Origin of the sequence: Billgrantia ethanolica (assembly GCF_021404305.1) — a bacterium.
In the GTDB taxonomy this organism is placed as follows: Bacteria; Pseudomonadota; Gammaproteobacteria; order Pseudomonadales; family Halomonadaceae; genus Halomonas; species Halomonas ethanolica.
Genome location: NZ_JABFTX010000003.1, coordinates 46,062 through 64,363, shown reverse-complemented (window position 1 = coordinate 64,363; position 18,302 = coordinate 46,062). Strand labels below are relative to the sequence as shown.

Sequence of the window (18,302 nt, the reverse complement as noted above, 5' to 3'; positions counted from 1 at the left end):
GGTCGGGTTTCAGTTCAGGAAATTCTCATGGCAACGCAGTCCGCCAATCGGCTTGCCGGCCGGCGCATTCTGCTCGGCATCAGCGCTGGCATCGCTGCCTACAAGAGCGCTCAGCTCGCCCGCTTGCTCAAGCAGGCAGGCTGCGAAGTACGCGTGGTCATGACCGAGGGCGCCCAGGCCTTCATCACCCCGCTGACGCTACAGGCACTCTCCGGCGAGCCGGTGCGAACTTCGCTGCTCGACCCCGAAGCCGAGGCCGGCATGGGGCATATCGAGCTGGCCCGCTGGGCCGACATCATCCTGATCGCTCCGGCCACCGCCGACCTGATGGCGCGCCTGTCTCAAGGCATGGCCGACGACCTGCTCACCACCCTGTGCCTGGCCAGCGAAGCCGATAAAGTCATGGCGCCGGCCATGAACCAGGCCATGTGGCGCCACGTCGCCACCCAGCGCAATGCCGAGCGCCTGGCACAGGACGGCTGGCGGCTACTGGGGCCTGACACCGGCGATCAGGCCTGCGGCGACGTCGGCCCCGGGCGCATGCTCGAGCCCGAGGCAATCGTGGCCGATCTGCTTACGGCATCCGGCAAGGAGCCGGCAGTCGCCCCGGGGCTGCATATCGCGATCACCGCCGGCCCCACCCGCGAGCCGCTGGACCCGGTGCGCTACCTCTCCAACCACAGCTCGGGAAAGATGGGCTTCGCCCTGGCCGCGGCTGCCGTGGAGCTCGGCGCCAAGGTAAGCCTGATCAGCGGCCCGGTCAGCCTGCCGACGCCGGCGGGCGTGACCCGCATCGAGGTGGAGACGGCGCTGCAGATGCACGAGGCGAGCCAGCAGTTGGCTGGCGAGTGCGACATCTTCATCGGCTGCGCGGCGGTGGCCGACTACCGTGCCGAGACGGCAGCGGAGCACAAAATCAAGAAGCGTGAGGGGGAAGAGACCCTGACCCTCAGGCTGATCAAGAATCCGGATATCATTGCCGCCGTGGCCGACCGACGCGACGCGGCAGGCGGGCGCCCCTTCGTGGTCGGTTTCGCCGCCGAGACCCGTGACCTGGAGGCCTATGCCCGCGACAAGCTCGAGCGCAAGCGGCTCGACATGATCGTGGCCAACGACGTCTCGACCGCGGGTCTTGGATTCGGCGCCGACGACAACGCCGCCCTGCTGATGTGGCGCGACGGCGACGGCGAAGGCGGTGAGAGCCTGCCGCCGCAGCCCAAGCTCGAACTCGCCAGGGCCGTGCTGAAACAGGCCCTGAGCCGCCTGGCCGAGCAGCCCGTTCACTAACGCGATTCACCCAGCCATTCAGCCAACCTGACGGAACGACCATGTCCGAGTCCCAGCCAGTCCGCCAAGCCCAAAAGCCGCGCCTCGAGGTCAAGCTGCTCGATGAGCGTCTGCGCGATTTCCTGCCCCAATATGCCACCCTAGGGTCTGCCGGCATGGATCTGCGCGCCCTGCTCGACGCGCCGCTGACCATCGAGCCGGGCCAGTGCGAGCTGGTGCGCACCGGCCTCGCCATCCACATCGGCGACCCGGGCCTGGCCGGCGTGATCCTGCCGCGCTCGGGCCTCGGTCACAAGCACGGTATCGTGCTGGGCAACCTGGTGGGGCTGATCGACTCCGACTACCAGGGCGAGCTGATGATCTCGACCTGGAACCGTGGCAACAGCCCGTTCGTACTGGAGCCCTTCGAGCGTCTGGCCCAGTATGTGCTGGTACCAGTGGTCCAGGCCGAGCTGGAAGTTGTCGACGACTTCGAGGCCAGCCTGCGCGGCGCAGGCGGCTTCGGCAGCTCGGGGCGCCACTGACGACCGACACGACGCTGCCGCACACGGCCCAAGGAGAGGGCCTTACGGCAGGGTCTTCGCAACCAGGCACATGAATTCACTCTTGTTCGACAAGGAACCGTTATGAGCCAAGCCACCAACAGCAACGTACCGGCCTCCATCTTCCGCGCCTACGACATTCGCGGCATCGTCGACGACACGCTCACCGAGGCGACCGTGGAGCAGATCGGCCGCGCCATCGGCTCGGAAGCCGCGGCGCGCAACGAGTCCACCGTGGTCGTGGCCCGCGACGGCCGGCTCTCCGGCCCGCGACTCAGCGAGGCGCTGATGCGCGGCCTGACCGCCGCCGGCCGCGACGTGATCGACATCGGCATGGTGCCCACGCCGGTACTCTACTTCGCCACGCACATTCTCGAAGGCACCGCCTCCGGGGTGATGGTTACCGGCAGCCACAACCCGCCGGACTACAACGGCTTCAAGATCGTGCTGGGCGGCGAGACCCTCTCCGGCGAAGCGATCACCGCGCTGTACCGGCGTATCGAGTCCGGCGATCTGACCGAGGGCCAGGGCAGCGTGCGCCATGAGGACGTGCGCGACGCCTATCTCGAGCGCATCGTCGGCGACATCGAGCTGGCCCGCCCGCTCAAGGCGGTGGTCGACTGCGGCAATGGCGTGGCCGGGGAGCTCGGACCCAAGCTGATCGAGAAGCTCGGCGCCGAGACGGTGCCGCTGTTCGCCGAGATCGACGGTACCTTCCCCAACCATCACCCCGACCCGGGCAAGGTGGAAAACCTGCAGGACCTGATGCGCGCAGTGAAGGAGACCGGCGCCGACATCGGCCTGGCCTTCGACGGCGACGGCGACCGCCTCGGCGTGGTCACGCCGAGCGGCAAGCTGATCTACCCCGACCACCTGATGATGGCCTTCGCCGAGGACATGCTGTCGCGCAATCCCGGTGCCCGGGTGATCTTCGACGTCAAGTGCACAGGCAACCTGGCGGGCGTGGTCGAGCGGGCCGGCGGCACGCCGGAGATGTGGCGCACCGGCCACTCACTGATCAAGGCACGCATGAAGGAGACCGGCGCCCAGCTCGCCGGCGAGATGAGCGGCCATATCTTCTTCCAGGAGCGCTGGTACGGCTTCGACGACGGCATCTACGGTGCCGCCCGGCTGCTGGAAATCCTCGCCAAGCAGGACGATGATGCCGATGCCTTCTTCGCCCGCTATCCGCAGGATCTCGGCACCCCCGAGATCAACGTTCACGTCACCGACGAGAACAAGTTCGAGCTGGTGGAGCAGCTGGCTCGCGAGGGCGACTTCGGCGACGATGGCATCAAGACCACCCTCGACGGCATTCGCGTCGATTATCCGGACGGCTGGGGCCTGTGCCGCGCCTCCAACACCACCCCGGTGCTGGTGCTGCGCTTCGAGGGCAAGAGCGATACGGCGCTCGAACGTATCCGCAACCGGTTTGCCGACGCCCTGAAACAGGTCGACCCGGCGCTGACGCTGCCGAGCTGACGGCAGCGCTTCGTTCATTGAAGGAAGGACCATGACCGAAACGACTCGTGACCCGCGCCTGGTAGTGGAAGTGCTTTCCGAGGCGCTTCCCTACATCCAGCGCTTTTCCGGCAAGACCGTGGTCGTCAAGTACGGCGGCAATGCCATGACCGAGGATACCCTGATCGACTCCTTCGCACGCAACATGGTGCTGATGAAGGAGGTGGGCATCAACCCGGTAGTGGTGCACGGCGGCGGGCCGCAGATCGGCGACCTGCTGGCCAAGCTGAAGATCGAGTCGCGCTTCGTCAACGGCATGCGGGTCACCGACTCGGAGACCATGGACGTGGTGGAGATGGTGCTCGGCGGGCTGGTCAACAAGGAGATCGTCAACCTGATCAACCAGTGCGGCGGCAAGGCCATCGGCCTCACCGGCAAGGACGGCGCCCAGATTCGTGCGCGCCAGCTCAAGGTCGAGCACCAGACGCCGGAGATGACCGCCCCCGAGATCATCGACATCGGCCACGTGGGCGAGGTGGAGCACGTCTCAACCGACCTGATCGAGATGCTCGCCGAGCGCGACTTCATTCCGGTGATCGCACCCATCGGCGTCGATGCCAAGGGCAACAGCTACAACATCAACGCCGACCTGGTGGCAGGCAAGGTGGCCGAGGCGCTGGGCGCCGAGAAGCTGATGCTGCTGACCAACGTGGCCGGCCTGATGAACGCTGAGGGCGAGGTGCTGACCGGGCTGACCACCGCGCAGGTGGACGCCCTGATCGCCGATGGCACCATCCATGGTGGTATGCTGCCCAAGATCCGCTGCGCGCTCGATGCCGTGAAGGGTGGCGTGCGCAGCGCCCATATCATCGACGGGCGTGTACCCCATGCCACGCTGCTGGAGATATTCACCAACGCGGGGGTCGGCACCCTGATCACCGATGCCGACCGTCAAGGGAACGACAACGCCTGAGCAGCTATCCGCCCGGCAATGCCGGGCGGACGGCGCCGGCCATGAATAACAGAAGACCCAAATGACGCAGGCTACACAGATCACCAGCCGGCGCGAGCAGATCCTGCAGGCGCTCGCCCTGATGCTGGAAGAAGACAGCGGCAAACGCATCACCATCGCGGCGCTGGCGCGCCAGGTGGGCGTCTCCGAAGCCGCCCTCTATCGCCACTTCCCGAGCAAGGCACGCATGTTCGAGGGGCTGATCTCGTTCATCGAGGAGACCCTGTTCGAGCGTATCTCGCGCATTCTCGAAGAGGTGCACGAGGCGGTACCGCGCTGCGGACAGATCCTCGTCCTGCTGCTGGCCTTCGCCGAGAAGAATCCGGGCCTCTCCCGCCTATTGGAGGGCGACGTGCTGACCGGCGAGACCGCCCGGTTGCGACTGCGCATTCATCAGCTCTTCGAGCGCGTGGAGACCCAGCTCAAGCAGGTGCTACGCGAGGCAGAACTGCGCGAACGACGGCGCACCGTGCTACCGGTATCGGCCACCGCCAACCTGCTGATCGCCGTGGCCGAGGGGCGCATCTCGCAGTACGTGCGCAGCGACTTCCAGCGCCGGCCCACCGAACACTGGGACGATCAGTGGGCGCTGCTCTCGGCGCAATTGATGCGCGAGCCGCTTACCCAAAGCGCCTAGGCCACGCCAACGACTAAGCCACGCGCCAACGAGTAGGCGTACCAACGACGAAGCCCCGACCAATGGCCGGGGCTTCGCTGCTTATGTCCTCAGCAGAGCTCGCTGAAAGCAGGCCACCGCGTCAGGCGGCCAGGGTCTCGCCCAGCTGCAAGCGGATCTTCTTCATGGCATTCTTCTCGAGCTGGCGAATACGCTCGGCGGAGACGCCGTAGACATCGGCCAGTTCGTGCAGGGTGGCCTTGTCGTCGGCCAGCCAGCGCTGCTGCAGGATGTCCCGCGAGCGCTCGTCCAGCGCCTCCAGCGCCATCTTCAGGCGGCGGTTGGCGTCGTCTTCCCAGTCGCTGTCCTCGAGCTGCACGGCAGGGTCGGAGCCATCATCGTCGAGGTAGTGCACCGGTGCCTGGTAGGCGGAGTCTTCATCCTCGCTCGGCGAGGCGTCGAAGCCGGCATCGTGGGCCGCCAGGCGCCCTTCCATCTCGCGCACCACCTCGGGCTTGACGTCGAGGTCGCGAGCGATGGCGTCGACTTCGTCGTTGTTGAGCCAGGCCAGACGCTTCTTGGCGCTGCGCAGGTTGAAGAACAGCTTGCGCTGAGCCTTGGTGGTGGCGATCTTGACGATGCGCCAGTTGCGCAGCACGAATTCGTGAATCTCGGCCTTGATCCAGTGCACGGCGAAAGAGACCAGGCGCACGCCCTGGTTGGGATCGAAGCGCTTGACGGCCTTCATCAGGCCCACGTTGCCCTCCTGGATCAGGTCGGCCTGAGGCAGGCCATAGCCTGAATAGCTGCGCGCGATGTGCACCACGAAGCGCAGATGCGACAGCACCAAACGACGCGCCGCCTCCAGATCGCCTTCGTCGTGAAGGCGGAAGGCGAGTTCGCGCTCTTCCTCGGCGGTGAGCATGGGGATGCCGTTGACCGCCTGGATGTACCCATTGAGGTCATGCCCCGGTGAGAGATGGCCCACCGGCAGAAGACTGGTGCTCATTGCAGGTTGTCTCCTTGAAAACCTAATATACGATTCAATCGCCCGTTTAGACGGGCAAAAGTCGATAATGTTCCCTTGTCTGCCGACAGCGTGGCAGATGCTGGGCGCATTCGCTAGCGCGGCCGAACCTCCGCGAGGTGGCGGCTCACGGCGATCCAGGCGCCCAGCCAGCCCAGTAGTGTACTGCACAACAGCAGCGTTGCCGAGCCCTCCGGCCCCAACTGCGGCAGCGTGAAGGTGGCGCCATAGCTGGCCGCCAGCGCACTGACCGGCAGCGCCAGCCATTGATTGCCCAGCGCCAGCAGTCCCCATGCGAGCAGGCCGCCGCCGAGACCGTACCAGGCCCCGCTGTAGAGGAACGGCCGCCGCACGAAACCGTGGGTGGCACCGATCAGCATCACCACCTCGATCTCCTGGCGACGGCTCTCCACCGCCAGGCGAATGGTGTTGCCCACCACCAGCAGCACGCCCAGGCCGAACAGTACGCCGAGCGCCAGCGCCAGGCGGCTGCCCAGCTCGGCCAAGTGGCGCAGGCGCTCGAGCCAGGCCAGATCGAGGCGCACCTCGTCGACACCGCTCAGTGCCTCGAGCTCGCCGGCCAGTCGGCGCACGGCCTCGGGAGCCGGATCCACCGGCACCACCACGATACTGGCCGGCAACGGGTTGTCTTCCAGGCGACCCAGGGCATCGGCAAGCCCCAGCGCCTGCTGGAACTCGGCCATGCCCTCGGCGGCGCTGATCAGCCGGGTACGCGACACCCCCTCGTGGGCATCCACTGCCTCGTCGATGCGCCCGGCCTGGCCCTCGTCGATCTGGTGCTCAAGATAGACGGTCAGGGTCGCGCTCTCCTCCAGCTCGGCATCGAGCAGGCGCGCGCTGTCCAGCGCCAGCCACAGCGCCGCCGGCAGCACCAGGGCAATGGCGATGGCCAGCATGGTCAGCAGACTGCCGATGGGGGCGCGCAGCAGGCGCCGGGCGCTGTCGAGACACATGGCGCGATGGTGGCGCAGCCAGCCGCGGAAGCGGCTCGAGGAGCGGGTGCGCTGGGTCCGGGCGCCGCGCGGCGGCGCAGGCGGCTGGCGGCGGCTCGCGCCACCTTCTTGCGGCTGACGGCTCATGCGGCTTCCTCGTCGGCCACCAGGCGACCCTCGCGCAGGCGCAGCACGCGATGCCGCAGGCGAGCGATCAGTGCCAGGTCGTGGCTGGCGATCATTACCGTGGTACCGATGCGATTGAAGTCCTCGAACAGGGCCATGATGTCGGCCGAGAGCTGCGGGTCGAGGTTGCCGGTGGGCTCGTCGGCCAGCAGCAGCGAGGGCTTGCAGACCACCGCCCGGGCGATGCCCACGCGCTGCTGCTCACCTCCGGAGAGCTCGATGGGCAGCGCCTTCTCGCGGTGCAACAGGCCCACCTTGTCCAGCGCCGCCCGCACCCGCCGCGCCGCCTCGCGCGGTTCGAAGCCGCGAATCTCCAGCGGCAGCGCCACGTTGTGGAAGATGGAGCGGTCGTGCAGCAGTTGATGATCCTGAAACACCACGCCGATCTGACGCCGATAGAACGGCACCTGGCTGGGGTGCAGGCGGCCGATGTCGTGACCGGCAACCAGCACCCGGCCGCGGGTCGGCCGTTCGAGCAGCATGATGAGGCGCAGCAGCGAACTCTTGCCGGCGCCGGAATGGCCGGTGAGAAAGACCATCTCGCCACGTTCTACGCGAAAATCGATGTTGGCCAGCGCCTCGAAGCGCCCGCCGTAGCGCTTCCCCACATGCTCGAAGACGATCATGACGAGGCAGCGGCTCCCTCATCGCCCTGATCGAAGAGCGCATCGACGAAGTCGCGGGCCTCGAAGGGGCGCAGGTCATCCAGGCCTTCACCCACGCCGATGAAACGTATCGGCGTACCGAGCTGCTTGGCCAGGGCGAAGATGATGCCGCCCTTGGCGGTGCCGTCGAGCTTGGTCAGGGTGATACCGGTGACCGGCACCGCCTCGTTGAAGGTACTGGCCTGGGACAACGCGTTCTGGCCGGTGCCGGCATCGAGCACCAGCATCACCTCGTGGGGAGCGGTGTCGTCGAGCTTGCCCATCACCCGGTGCACCTTCTTGAGCTCCTCCATGAGGTGCCCCTTGTTGTGCAACCGGCCGGCGGTATCGGCGATCAGCACGTCGACTTTGCGCGCCTTGGCCGCAGCCACGGCGTCGTAGATCACCGAGGCGCTGTCGGCACCGGTGTGCTGGGCGATCACCGGCACCTTGTTGCGCTCGCCCCACACCTTGAGCTGCTCCACCGCCGCGGCGCGGAAGGTGTCGCCGGCGGCCAGCATCACGCTGCGCCCCTCACGCTGGAAGCGCTGGGTCAGCTTGCCGATGGTAGTGGTCTTGCCCACGCCGTTGACGCCCACCACCAGGATCACGAAGGGACCTTCGCCCTTGGCCGGCAGCGCCAGCGGCTTGGCCACGGTGTCGAGCATCGTGGCGAGCTCGTCCTGCAGGGCGCGGTAGAGCGCCTGGGGATCCTTGAGCTCCTTGCGCGAGACGCGATCGGTCAGGCGATCGATGATCTCAGTGGTGGCCTCGATGCCCACATCGGCCATCAACAGCTGGGTCTCGAGATCCTCGATCAGCTCGTCGTCGATCTGCTTCTTGCCCAGGAACAGCCCGGCGATGCCCTCGGTGAGGTTGGCGCGGGTCTTGCCCAGGCCGGAGCGAATGCGTGCGAACCAGCCCTGCTTCTCGGCGACCGGCTTCTCCTGCAGCGGCGTGCGCTCGGGCTCCGGTTCGGGCTCCGCGATCATTTGAGGTGCCGGCTCGGATTCAGGTTCGGGTCCGGGAGCCAGCGCCTCAGCGCGCAGCACCGCGTTCTCCTCCTCCCGGTCGAGCTTGTCGAACGCCTCGGTGCGCTCATGCGCCTCGTCCGCGGCGGAGCCGGCCATGGCACGCTCTTCGGCGCGCGGGGCATCGACCACGTCCGGCTCGGCGGGCGCCGCTTGGCTGACCGTCGCGTCAGCCGTCGCTTCCTCGGCGGTTCGTCCCTCGCCCGTTCTCTCTTCGACGGGCGGGGTCGGCTGCCGATCCTGCTGCTCTTCCTGCTGCTTCTTGCGCTTGAAAAAACCGAACATGGGGGAATTCAGCCTCACGGGTGAATGATCGCTACATCCTAACACCGCGCATCATGACTGTGGACAAGGCGACGGGTACAATTCGCCCCCATGACCCGACGCCGTCCTCCCCCCCGCTCACACTCCCGCTCCGGCACCCATTCGTCCAAGGGCGGCGGGCGGCTGCGCATCATCGGCGGCGAGTTTCGGCGTCGATTGCTGCCGGTGCTCGACAGCCCCGGGTTGCGTCCCACGCCCGACCGGGTGCGGGAGACGCTGTTCAACTGGCTGACGGCCGCCACCCCGGGGGCACGGGTACTGGACCTGTTCGCCGGTACCGGCGCGCTGGGCCTGGAGGCGCTCTCCCGCGGCGCGACCGAGGCGCTGTTCATCGAGCGTGATGCCCGGGTTGCCCAGGCCCTCGGCGACAACCTGCAAACCCTGGGCGCCGGCGAACGAGGCGCGGTGCGCAGCGCCGACGCCCTCGAGCTGCTCGCCGCCGGCCCGACCGGCCTCGGCCCCTTCTCGCTGGTCTTTCTCGACCCGCCTTTTCGCCAGGGCCTGGCGACGCCCTGCATCGAGCGCCTGGAGCAGGGCTGGCTCACGACGGATGCGTGGATCTATGTGGAGACCGAAACGGGCCTCGACATCGAGGTACCCGAGAGCTGGTTGCTGCATCGTGAAGTACGCGCCGGCGACAGCACCGGCCGGCTCTACCGGCGTCTGGCGAAACCCGGCGCCTGAGGGTCTGCGTCGCCGTTCGGCTACGCTTGCCGAGCCTCGGCCCTCGGCGTTACGCTGCGCAACGGATTCAGTGCGGGCAAGGGCCCGCCCCGCCAGGACCTATTTCAGGAGAACACGATGAGCACCGAACTCTTCAACCGGCTCGAACAGAAAGTGGCCAGTGCCGTCGAGGCCCTGGAATTGCTGAAAATGGAAGCAGAGGAGCTGCGCGAGGAAAACAGCCGGCTGAAGCAGGAGCGCGAAGAGTGGGAGCGCCGGCTGACCGCCCTGCTGGGCAAGTTCGACGAAGTGGAAACCGAGCGCGGCTGAGCCTTTCTTCCCCCTACAGTCGACGCGACATCAGGATGGCATCTTCTCGCGCCGCGTCGGCTGCTTCGTTCAAGGGCGGGTAATAGCCGCGCCGCCGGCCATCTTCGCTGAAGCCGGCACGCCGATAGAGCGCGATGGCCGCCACATTGCCCGCCCGCACTTCGAGCAGCAACCTCTCGCCGCCCCAGCGCCGACACTGCTCCACCACCGCCTCCAGCAGCACCGCCGCCAGGCCGCGGCGGCGCATGGTGGGTGCGACCAGCATGGCCTGCAGCTCGGCCTCGAAAGGCAGCCGGGCCACCACGGCGTGGCCGACGAGCGCCTCCTCGACCGCGATACCCAACACGCAGCAGTCGCGATCCTGAAGCGCGGCCTGCAGCTGGCCAGCCGACCAGTGACGAGGCTGCTGTCGTTCCAGCGCCACCAGCCGCTCCAGATCGCCAAGCGAGAGGCACCGCACCTCGCCTTCAGTCATCGGCTTCAGCGTCCTTCACCAACCAGGCCTGCCGCCACGCCAGCAGCGTGGGCCACAGCGAACGCTTGGCCGCGGCGCTCTGCACCAGCTCATCCAGGCCGGGCCCCTGCCAGCCGGGCAGGCCCAGCGGCTCGATCCGGCCTTCACCTTCACTCATCTCCAGCAACCGCGCGAGGGTCTCGTCATGGCCGAAGATCAGTACCCGCTCGGGCGACCATCCGCGCCTCTGCGTGCCCTCGACGAAGGCGGCAAGTCCTTCCCGCGCCTCTTCCAGGGGGGCCTCGACCGGCAGATTCTCCATGGGCGGCCAGCGAAAGGTCTCGAAGGCCAGCGGCGTAGGAGCGTCGATCCCGGCGGCCTTCAGTGCATTGCTCAGCAGCTCGCTCTGGGCGACGTCCGGCGCCGACGGCTGCGGCACGAACACCAGCCAGCGCCCGGCCAGGCAGGCCAGTTGCAGGGTGAAGCGCAGGGGCTTCTGTGTCTGCCGCGATATCCCAGGCGTCGTCTCAGGGCTTGTCTCAGGACTCGGCTCCGGGCTGGGCGCATCGGCGTTCACCGTTTTCGCACTGACCGGGGCAGAATCCGTCTCAGCCGCCTCGCCTTCGGGCTCGATGCCCAGCAGCTGCCGGGCGCGACGGGGCGGCCTGGGGCGTGCACTCTCGCCCGCCGTCGATGCGGGTGGAACCTGGCGGGGTGCGGCCTCGGCTTCGTCCAGCAGCGCATGCAGCCGCTCAGCGGGCGGTGCGGGCGCCGCCCGCTCGGGCAGCGTCCACTCGCAGGCTTCGGTCGGCCGGGCATTGGGCAACTGGTAGCGCGCTACCCAGGCGGTCAGCCCCATCGCCTCCAGATACTGGAGACGCTGCGGTTCGGTGGTCACTTGCTGGCGCCGCGGCAGTTGGGGGAGTCGGGCCGCGCCCCACAGCGGGACGCCCACTCCTGGGGCGTGTAGAGGTGCAGTGCCAGGGCGTGTACCGGCCCAGCCAGCTCATCGGCCAACAGCGCATAGAGGCGCTGATGGCGCTTCACCGGCATCAAGCCCTGAAAGTGCTCGGATACCACCGTGACCTTGAAGTGGGTCTCAGAGTTGGCCGGAACGGCATGTCGATGGCTCTCGTTCTCCACCGCTACGTGGGTGGGCTCGAGGGCCTGCAGCTTCTCTTCGATGACGGCCTGAATGCTCATGGTGGCTCCTCGATGATGAAACATGGGGTCATTGTACTCGCTTGTCCGGCGACTTCACCTGCGACAGCGCCTGACCGGCGAGCGACATCCGCGCCAGGCTGGCGCCGAGTGCCAGCAGACAGGCCAGACAGCCGACCCAGAGCGTGACCTGAACCGGCGCGCTGGCGGCCATGAAGGCGCCGACCAGGGCCACGCCGAGGGACTGTCCCACGGTGCGCGTGGTGCTGAGCACCCCCGAGGCACTGGTGCTGAGCTCCCGCGGCGCGCTGGTCATCATCTCGCGGTTGTTGGGCGGCTGGAACAGGCCGAAGCCGATGCCGCACAGCGCCGTGCGCCACAGGCTGTCGATGAGCCCCGCATCCTCGGGTAGCAGCGCCAGCGAGGCCAGCCCCAACATCAGCAGCACTAGCCCGGTGCTGGCCATGAGGCTGGGATTGACGCGGTCGGCAAGGCGGCCGGCCAACGGGCCCACCAGCATGATGGCCAGCGGCCAGGGGGTGAACAGCCAGGCGGTGTGCAGCGGCGAGAAGCCCATCTCCTGCTGATAGAGGAACGACAGCGCGACGAAGGCCAGCCCCTGGCCGACGAAGGCCAGACCCGAGGCGGAAACCGCCAGACGGAAGCGCGCCACGCGGAACAACTGCGGGGGCAGCAGCGGATGGCTGGCGCGACGCTGGCGGCGCAGGAACAGCCAGCCCACCACCACGCTCACGGCCAACCAGGCCAGCGCCTGCCACAGCGGCGCACCGTGAGCCAGGGTGTCCATGGCCAGAAAGAAGCTCCCCAGCATGATCACCGAGCCCAGGGCGCCACGCCCGTCGAAGCCGCCGCGGCGTCCCTTCTCGCGAGGCAGCGCGCGCCAGGCCAGCCACAGCGAGATGAGCCCCAAGGGCAGATGCAGAGCGAACAGCCAGGGCCAGTTGGCCACGGACAGGATCAGCCCGCCGAGCGCCGGGCCGGCGGCATAGCCACCCGCCACCACCAGCGCCGAGAGCCCCAGCGCACTGCCCAGCAGCCGGGTGGGAAAGATCGAACGGTAGAGCGACGGTCCGATGGAGAGCGTGGCAGCCGCCCCCAGCCCCTGCAGGGCACGAAACAGCAGCAGCCACTCCAGGCTGCGCGACAGCGCCGCGCCCAGCGAGGCAAACACGAACAGGAACAGCCCGGCCACGTATAGGCGACGGCGGCTGATCATCTCGCTGAAGGAGGCGCATACCAGCAGGAAGGCGGCGCAGACGATCTGGTAGAGGTTGGTGACCCACACCGCGCGGGCATCGGAAATCTGCAGATCGCGCGCTATCGACGGCAGCGCTATGTTGACCATGGTGACATCGACCACCGCCATCAGCGTGCCGAGGATCAGCGCCAGCACCGCCAGGCGTCGCTCGGGACCCGGCAGGCCATCGTCGCCGGGCCGGGTCGAAAAGAGTCGGCTCATTCGGTTTCCATCACTGCGGAGTTGCTAACGAGAAAACCGGCCGCAGCCGGTTTTCGCATCTGCCTTAAAAATGGAAAGACGCCGATTTGCGTCGCGAGCGATGAGAGCCCGCTTTCCGCCGGAGCGCAGCAACCGGAGTTTACAGCCTGCTAAATGAGGATTGCGACGGTTCGACGCCTCGACACCGCCGGAGAGCGGGATATCGAGCGCAGCAGAAAATCGGGGCTTTCCTCAGTCCTGGTCGGTTTCCAGCAGGAGTGAATCGTCGACCTCGGAGATTTCCAGCGCGGTCTCATCGTCCAGGTCGATGGCGAGATAGCTGTGCTCGACCTGCAGGAAGCGCTGGAACAACGCCCAGTCCAGGGCCTCGGGCCACTGCCGCTCGTCCTCTTCCCAGGCGCGCAGCTCGGTCTCGAGGATCTCGAGGTAGCGCTCGCGCACAAAGGCCTCCAGGGCCTCCGGGGTGTCCATCTCGGGAATCAGATAGACCGTGCTTTCACGTTCGACGTCCTCCAGGGTGAGGTCGTCCTCCCCCATGGTGGGTTCCAGCGCATTGATCCAGTCCACGAAGTGCCGGGTCGGCCTGACGCTCAGGGCGGAGCGGTTGAGCAGTTTCATCGCGGTCTCCTCGACGTCGAAACGGTGATCATTATGGGCGCTAGCGCCGCCGCTTACCAATACTTCCGCCCAGCAGCGCTGCGCAGCCCCTTCACTCCACCTCAGGGCGCATGGCCGGGAACAGCAACACATCCCGAATCGAGGCGCTGTCGGTGAACAGCATCACCAGGCGGTCGATGCCGATGCCCTCACCGGCAGTGGGCGGCATGCCGTACTCCAGTGCGCGCACGTAGTCGGCGTCGTAGTACATCGCCTCGAGGTCGCCGGCCTCCTTCTCCGCCGCCTGGGCGCGGAAGCGCTCGGCCTGGTCCTCGGCGTCGTTGAGCTCCGAGAAGCCGTTGGCGATCTCGCGCCCGCCGACGAAGAACTCGAAGCGCTCGGTGACGAACGGGTTGCTGTCGTTGCGCCGTGCCAGCGGGCTCACCTCGGTGGGGTAATCGGTGATGAAGGTCGGGTCCTTGAGGCGATGCTCGACGGTCTTCTCGAAGATCTCGATCTGGATCTTGCCCAGGCCCCAGCCGTCCTTGACGTCGATGTCCAGCCGCTCGGCGATCTGCCGCGCGGCGGCCTCGTCGGCCAGCGCCTCGGCGTGGATGTCCGGGTTGAACTCGAGAATCGAGTCGAACACGCTGATGCGCTTGAGCGGCTTGCCGAAGTCGTACTCGTAGCTCTCGAGCACCTCGCCCTCGGCGTTGCGCACGGTGTTGACCACGGTAGTGGTGCCCAGCACCTTGAGCGCGATGGTGCGCAGCATCTCCTCGGTGAGATCCATCAGGTCATGATGGTTGGCATGGGCCTGATAGAACTCGACCATGGTGAACTCGGGGTTGTGGCGAGTCGACAGCCCTTCGTTACGGAAGTTCCGATTGATCTCGAAGACCTTCTCGAAACCGCCCACCACCAGGCGCTTGAGGTAGAGCTCCGGAGCGATACGCAGGTACATGTCGATGTCCAGCGCATTGTGGTGGGTGATGAAGGGCCGCGCGGTGGCACCGCCGGGAATCGGCTGCAGCATGGGGGTTTCCACCTCCATGAAGCCGCGCTCCTCGAAGAAGCGGCGCATGGCGCTGATCACCCCGGCGCGGGTCTCGAACACCTTGCGCGAGTCGGGGTTCATGATCAGGTCGACGTAGCGCTGGCGGTAGCGCGCCTCCATGTCGGTCAGGCCGTGGAACTTGTCCGGCAGCGGGCGCAGGCTCTTGGTCAGCAGCCTGGCCTCTTCCATCATGACGTAGAGGTCGCCCTTGCCCGACTTGTGCACCGGGCCGCGGGCCGCGACGATGTCGCCGATGTCCCAGCCCTTGATGTCCTCGAGCGTCGCTTCCGGCAGGCCCTGCTTGTCGACGTAGAGCTGAATCGTGGCGCTGGGATCCTGGATCACCAGGAACGGACCGCGCTTGCGCATGATGCGCCCGGCCACCGCCGCCGGGCGGCTGAGCGCCTCCAGCTCGGCCTTGTCCTTCTCGCCCAGCTCGGCGATCAGCTCGGCCGCCAGGCTGTCGCGGCGGAAGTCGTTGGGGAAGGCGCTGCCGCCGGTGGCGGCGGCGCGCTCGCGGCGTGCCGCCAGCTTGGCCCGACGCTCGGCAATCAGACGGTTCTCGTCGGTCTGGGGGCTTTCCGGGGAGGAGCTCTGGTTGGCCATGTTGCTACCTGTTGGATTCATCCGTTCGAAAGATACCGAGACAAGACGCCCCTCGACGGGAGAGGCGCGCCCTTTACACGCCTCGAATCGAGGGGCTCTGCCGTATCGGCAAGCGCAAGTGCCGGTTACAAGCCTTGCTTCAAGCTGGCTTCGATGAAGGCGTCCAGATCGCCGTCCAGCACCCGGTCGCAGTTGCTGGTCTGCACGCCGGTTCGCAGGTCCTTGATGCGCTGGTCGTCGAGCACGTAGGAGCGGATCTGGCTGCCCCAGCCGATATCGGCCTTGGAGTCTTCCGCTTCCTGCTTGGCGGCGTTGCGCTTCTCCATCTCGTGCTCCCACAGCCTCGCCTTGAGCTGCTTCATGGCGAAGTCGCGGTTGGCGTGCTGGCTGCGCTGGCTCTGACAGGCCACCACGATGCCGGTGGGCTCGTGGGTGATACGCACCGCGGAATCGGTGGTGTTGACGTGCTGACCGCCGGCGCCGCTGGAGCGGTAGGTGTCGACGCGCAGGTCCGCCGGGTTGATCTCGACCTCGAAGCTGTCGTCGATCTCCGGCGACAGGAACACCGAGGCGAACGAGGTGTGGCGACGGCCGCCGGAGTCGAACGGGCTCTTGCGCACCAGGCGGTGGACGCCGGTCTCGGTACGCAGCCAGCCGAAGGCGTGGTCGCCCTGCACGTGAATCGTGGCCGACTTGATGCCCGCCACCTCACCGGCGGAAAGCTCGGTGATCTCGGCCTTGAAGCCGTGATGCTCGGCCCAGCGCAGGTACATGCGCAGAAGCATGTTGGCCCAGTCCTGGGCCTCGGTGCCGCCGGAGCCGGCCTGGATGTCGAGGTAGGCGTTGTTGGCATCCATCTCGCCGGAGAACATGCGCCGGAACTCGAGCTTCTCGAGGCTCGCCTGCAGGCCGTCGAGCTCCTTGCGGACTTCGGCGACGGTGTCCTCGTCCTCCTCCATCTCGGCCAGCTCGAGCAGGTCGCGGCTGTCCGCCAGGCCCCGGTCGAGCTCGTCGATGGTCTCGACCACCAGCTCCAGCGCGGCGCGCTCCTTGCCCAGCTTCTGGGCGTACTCGGGGTCGTTCCAGACGTTCGGGTCTTCCAGCTCGCGGGAGACTTCCTCTAGCCGATCCTTGCGTTCGGCATAGTCAAAGATACCCCCTCAGGACGTCTGTCCGTTCGGCCAGGTCCTTGATGAGGTTGTGAATGGGGTTGGTTTCCAGCATGGGGCTCGCTCGCCTGATTCGCTAGGGAATAACGACGCCGCCCGAAGGATACGAACCCTGGGCGGACGGCGCGGAAAAGGCGCTTATTGTAGCGAACTCGGCGCAGGGGCGCATCCTTGCCGGCTACGGGCCAATGCCAGGCCAGCCCTCAGAACCTTCGCCCCTACGAACAAGGCCCGGCAGCTAAGCTGCCGGACCTTGAACGAATGCCTGACTCACATCAAGCGCTTGTCTGACTCAGAAGCGGTAGGTCAGCTGAGCGCCGAAGCCGTGGGCCTCGTTCTTGTAATCGGCGGTGTAGGTCAACTGAGTTTCCGCCAAGGAACCTTCATGATCCGTGCGCGTTTGATCCACGTGAGTACTGCGCTCGGTCAAATAGGAGTAGGCGAAATCCAGCGTCAGATTATCCATGGGCGTCCAGCCGGCGCCGATGGAGAAGATGCGGCGATCGTCCGAAGGGATCCGCGCGCTGCGGAACTCGTCGCTGGTGGGGGTGAAGTCCAGCGTCACGCCGGCACGCAGCGCCAGTTGCGGATTGAGCTGGTATTCACCACCCACACCATAAGCCCAGGCATTCGAGTAATCCTGATTTTCCCGTGTGATCGTGTCGCCCGCATCATTCGTGACGTGGATTTCATCGAAACGGCTCCACCGAACCCAGGAAGCACCTGCCATCAGCTTCAGGCGGTCGCTCATCTGCTGAGTCACGGAGAAGTTGATAGTTTCCGGCGTAACCAGGTTCAAGCGTGCATTGTCTTCCAACGGCGCGCCTGTGACCGGGTTGATAGCAACAGAGCCGTCAGGATTGGTTGCCCGGTAATTACCCGTCAGGGTGTAATCGACCTTCGAGCGATAAGTCAGGCCAAGAGTGGTTTCGGGCACTGGCTGGAAGATAACACCGAGGTTATACCCCCAGGCATCGTCGTCCCCTTCCACCCGTGAATCCAAGTCCTGCTCCGGATCCGCCATGCCCATGCCGGGCTGAGGAACTTGGCGGCGAAGCTCCCCATCTACACGGTTATAGGTAATTCCAGCACCCACCGACCACTGGTCGTTGAAGCGGTAGGAGACGGTGGGCTGTGCGCTGATCACACGCAGTTCGGTGTAGTTGCCCAGGTTGCGTCCGACGAAGCCGTCCTCGTAATCGGTCTTGGAGCCGAACGGGGCATAGACGCCGAAGCCGAAAGCCAGTTGCTCATTCACCGGATGAGCGTAGAAGGCGAAGGGAATCAGGGTGCCCGGCACCATATCACCTTCAGAGGATCCGTCCACGGGCTGGGGCAGGCCACCGGTGAGCGCATTGGCCCGAGTCGCCTCGGCGTTGCGAATCCGGCTGTTGACGTTCAAGTAGGTACCGCCGGCGGTGAGCTGGGCACGGTCGAGGAACGACATGCCCGCCGGGTTGCCGAAGACGATGGTGGCGTCGTTGACGTTGGAGCTCCGTCCGGCATGGCCATAGCCCTGGCCGCTGACGCTCTGCTCGTTGATCTGGTAACCGCCGGCGTTGGCCTGGCTGGCGAAGGCGGCGGCAGCGATGGCCACGGCCCATGTAATCCTGTTGAACTTGTTCTGCATGTCTCGACGTCCTCTTTCCAGATACGAGCTGGCGCTGGTTATTGTTCCGTCCTCAGCGGAGCGGTGCCCTAC

General features: G+C 66.6%; 19 protein-coding genes. 7 read left to right on the top strand and 12 right to left on the bottom strand.

What is annotated here, in order from left to right; translation table 11 throughout:
- The first annotated feature begins 27 nt into the window (after positions 1–27).
- The 5 genes from coaBC to slmA all read left to right on the top strand — a co-directional run bounded on the left by coaBC (position 28) and on the right by slmA (position 4,939).
- Positions 28–1,287: a bifunctional phosphopantothenoylcysteine decarboxylase/phosphopantothenate--cysteine ligase CoaBC gene (gene coaBC, locus HOP53_RS13300; RefSeq protein WP_234270490.1), complete on the top strand. Its 1,260-nt coding sequence runs from the start codon at positions 28–30 to the stop codon at positions 1,285–1,287.
- Positions 1,288–1,328: 41 nt separating this feature from the next.
- A complete protein-coding gene (gene dut / locus HOP53_RS13295; RefSeq protein WP_234270489.1) occupies positions 1,329–1,811 on the top strand; it encodes a dUTP diphosphatase in 483 nt (160 codons plus the stop codon).
- 102 nt (positions 1,812–1,913) lie between these two features.
- Positions 1,914–3,311: a phosphomannomutase/phosphoglucomutase gene (locus HOP53_RS13290; RefSeq protein WP_234270488.1), complete on the top strand. Its 1,398-nt coding sequence runs from the start codon at positions 1,914–1,916 to the stop codon at positions 3,309–3,311.
- Positions 3,312–3,342: 31 nt separating this feature from the next.
- Positions 3,343–4,263, top strand: coding sequence for an acetylglutamate kinase (gene argB / locus HOP53_RS13285; RefSeq protein WP_086509007.1), 921 nt, complete (start codon positions 3,343–3,345; stop codon positions 4,261–4,263).
- 61 nt (positions 4,264–4,324) lie between these two features.
- Positions 4,325–4,939: a nucleoid occlusion factor SlmA gene (slmA, locus tag HOP53_RS13280; RefSeq protein ID WP_234270487.1), complete on the top strand. Its 615-nt coding sequence runs from the start codon at positions 4,325–4,327 to the stop codon at positions 4,937–4,939.
- Positions 4,940–5,060: 121 nt separating this feature from the next.
- On the opposite strand, the gene rpoH is transcribed toward slmA, so the two are convergent.
- The 4 genes from rpoH to ftsY all read right to left on the bottom strand — a co-directional run bounded on the left by rpoH (position 5,061) and on the right by ftsY (position 9,044).
- Positions 5,061–5,927, bottom strand: coding sequence for an RNA polymerase sigma factor RpoH (gene rpoH, locus HOP53_RS13275; protein WP_234270486.1), 867 nt, complete (start codon positions 5,925–5,927; stop codon positions 5,061–5,063).
- 113 nt (positions 5,928–6,040) lie between these two features.
- The gene (ftsX, locus tag HOP53_RS13270) at positions 6,041–7,045 is read right to left on the bottom strand and encodes a permease-like cell division protein FtsX (protein WP_234270485.1); all 1,005 of its coding nucleotides are present in this window, start codon (positions 7,043–7,045) and stop codon (positions 6,041–6,043) included.
- The gene (ftsE, locus tag HOP53_RS13265) at positions 7,042–7,710 is read right to left on the bottom strand and encodes a cell division ATP-binding protein FtsE (RefSeq protein WP_234270484.1); all 669 of its coding nucleotides are present in this window, start codon (positions 7,708–7,710) and stop codon (positions 7,042–7,044) included. The genes ftsX and ftsE overlap by 4 nt, the downstream gene beginning before the upstream one ends.
- Entirely contained in the window at positions 7,707–9,044 is a 1,338-nt protein-coding gene (ftsY, locus tag HOP53_RS13260; RefSeq protein ID WP_234270483.1) for a signal recognition particle-docking protein FtsY, read from the bottom strand. Before ftsY ends, ftsE begins: the two co-directional genes overlap by 4 nt.
- A 90-nt stretch (positions 9,045–9,134) precedes the next feature.
- On the opposite strand from ftsY, the gene rsmD reads away from it, so the two are divergent.
- Positions 9,135–9,767 (top strand): 16S rRNA (guanine(966)-N(2))-methyltransferase RsmD, encoded by a 633-nt coding sequence (gene rsmD / locus HOP53_RS13255; protein ID WP_234270482.1) that lies wholly within the window; start codon positions 9,135–9,137, stop codon positions 9,765–9,767.
- Positions 9,768–9,884: 117 nt separating this feature from the next.
- Positions 9,885–10,076: a cell division protein ZapB gene (locus HOP53_RS13250; protein WP_103970057.1), complete on the top strand. Its 192-nt coding sequence runs from the start codon at positions 9,885–9,887 to the stop codon at positions 10,074–10,076.
- A 13-nt stretch (positions 10,077–10,089) separates the two neighbouring features.
- On the opposite strand, the gene HOP53_RS13245 is transcribed toward HOP53_RS13250, so the two are convergent.
- From HOP53_RS13245 to HOP53_RS13210, 8 genes are all read right to left on the bottom strand, one after another.
- Positions 10,090–10,551 carry a GNAT family N-acetyltransferase gene (locus HOP53_RS13245; protein ID WP_234270481.1) on the bottom strand — a complete coding sequence of 154 codons (462 nt, stop codon included), beginning with the start codon at positions 10,549–10,551 and terminating at the stop codon, positions 10,090–10,092.
- The gene (locus HOP53_RS13240) at positions 10,544–11,428 is read right to left on the bottom strand and encodes a hypothetical protein (protein ID WP_234270480.1); all 885 of its coding nucleotides are present in this window, start codon (positions 11,426–11,428) and stop codon (positions 10,544–10,546) included. The genes HOP53_RS13245 and HOP53_RS13240 overlap by 8 nt, the downstream gene beginning before the upstream one ends.
- Positions 11,425–11,733: a BolA family protein gene (locus tag HOP53_RS13235; protein WP_234270479.1), complete on the bottom strand. Its 309-nt coding sequence runs from the start codon at positions 11,731–11,733 to the stop codon at positions 11,425–11,427. Before HOP53_RS13235 ends, HOP53_RS13240 begins: the two co-directional genes overlap by 4 nt.
- A gap of 28 nt (positions 11,734–11,761) precedes the next feature.
- Positions 11,762–13,171, bottom strand: coding sequence for an MFS transporter (locus tag HOP53_RS13230; protein ID WP_234270478.1), 1,410 nt, complete (start codon positions 13,169–13,171; stop codon positions 11,762–11,764).
- A 231-nt stretch (positions 13,172–13,402) separates the two neighbouring features.
- Positions 13,403–13,789: a hypothetical protein gene (locus tag HOP53_RS13225; protein WP_010630199.1), complete on the bottom strand. Its 387-nt coding sequence runs from the start codon at positions 13,787–13,789 to the stop codon at positions 13,403–13,405.
- Between the two features lie 91 nt (positions 13,790–13,880).
- Positions 13,881–15,431, bottom strand: coding sequence for a lysine--tRNA ligase (gene lysS, locus HOP53_RS13220; RefSeq protein ID WP_086508996.1), 1,551 nt, complete (start codon positions 15,429–15,431; stop codon positions 13,881–13,883).
- Positions 15,432–15,556: 125 nt separating this feature from the next.
- A protein-coding gene (prfB, locus tag HOP53_RS13215; RefSeq protein WP_338073303.1) for a peptide chain release factor 2 occupies positions 15,557–16,655 on the bottom strand; the annotation gives its coding sequence in 2 pieces (ribosomal slippage) (positions 15,557–16,579 and positions 16,581–16,655; 1,098 coding nt in all).
- 237 nt (positions 16,656–16,892) lie between these two features.
- Entirely contained in the window at positions 16,893–18,230 is a 1,338-nt protein-coding gene (locus HOP53_RS13210) for an OmpP1/FadL family transporter (RefSeq protein WP_234270477.1), read from the bottom strand.
- Positions 18,231–18,302 lie beyond the last annotated feature (72 nt).

Bases quoted from the DNA above. Each gene is read 5' to 3' on its own strand.
- coaBC (WP_234270490.1), top strand. From the start codon at position 28: ATGGCAACGCAGTCCGCCAATCGGCTTGCCGGCCGGCGCATTCTGCTC.
- dut (WP_234270489.1), top strand. From the start codon at position 1,329: ATGTCCGAGTCCCAGCCAGTCCGCCAAGCCCAAAAGCCGCGCCTCGAG.
- HOP53_RS13290 (WP_234270488.1), top strand. From the start codon at position 1,914: ATGAGCCAAGCCACCAACAGCAACGTACCGGCCTCCATCTTCCGCGCC.
- argB (WP_086509007.1), top strand. From the start codon at position 3,343: ATGACCGAAACGACTCGTGACCCGCGCCTGGTAGTGGAAGTGCTTTCC.
- slmA (WP_234270487.1), top strand. From the start codon at position 4,325: ATGACGCAGGCTACACAGATCACCAGCCGGCGCGAGCAGATCCTGCAG.
- rpoH (WP_234270486.1), bottom strand. From the start codon at position 5,927: ATGAGCACCAGTCTTCTGCCGGTGGGCCATCTCTCACCGGGGCATGAC.
- ftsX (WP_234270485.1), bottom strand. From the start codon at position 7,045: ATGAGCCGTCAGCCGCAAGAAGGTGGCGCGAGCCGCCGCCAGCCGCCT.
- ftsE (WP_234270484.1), bottom strand. From the start codon at position 7,710: ATGATCGTCTTCGAGCATGTGGGGAAGCGCTACGGCGGGCGCTTCGAG.
- ftsY (WP_234270483.1), bottom strand. From the start codon at position 9,044: ATGTTCGGTTTTTTCAAGCGCAAGAAGCAGCAGGAAGAGCAGCAGGAT.
- rsmD (WP_234270482.1), top strand. From the start codon at position 9,135: ATGACCCGACGCCGTCCTCCCCCCCGCTCACACTCCCGCTCCGGCACC.
- HOP53_RS13250 (WP_103970057.1), top strand. From the start codon at position 9,885: ATGAGCACCGAACTCTTCAACCGGCTCGAACAGAAAGTGGCCAGTGCC.
- HOP53_RS13245 (WP_234270481.1), bottom strand. From the start codon at position 10,551: ATGACTGAAGGCGAGGTGCGGTGCCTCTCGCTTGGCGATCTGGAGCGG.
- HOP53_RS13235 (WP_234270479.1), bottom strand. From the start codon at position 11,733: ATGAGCATTCAGGCCGTCATCGAAGAGAAGCTGCAGGCCCTCGAGCCC.
- HOP53_RS13230 (WP_234270478.1), bottom strand. From the start codon at position 13,171: ATGAGCCGACTCTTTTCGACCCGGCCCGGCGACGATGGCCTGCCGGGT.
- HOP53_RS13225 (WP_010630199.1), bottom strand. From the start codon at position 13,789: ATGAAACTGCTCAACCGCTCCGCCCTGAGCGTCAGGCCGACCCGGCAC.
- lysS (WP_086508996.1), bottom strand. From the start codon at position 15,431: ATGGCCAACCAGAGCTCCTCCCCGGAAAGCCCCCAGACCGACGAGAAC.
- HOP53_RS13210 (WP_234270477.1), bottom strand. From the start codon at position 18,230: ATGCAGAACAAGTTCAACAGGATTACATGGGCCGTGGCCATCGCTGCC.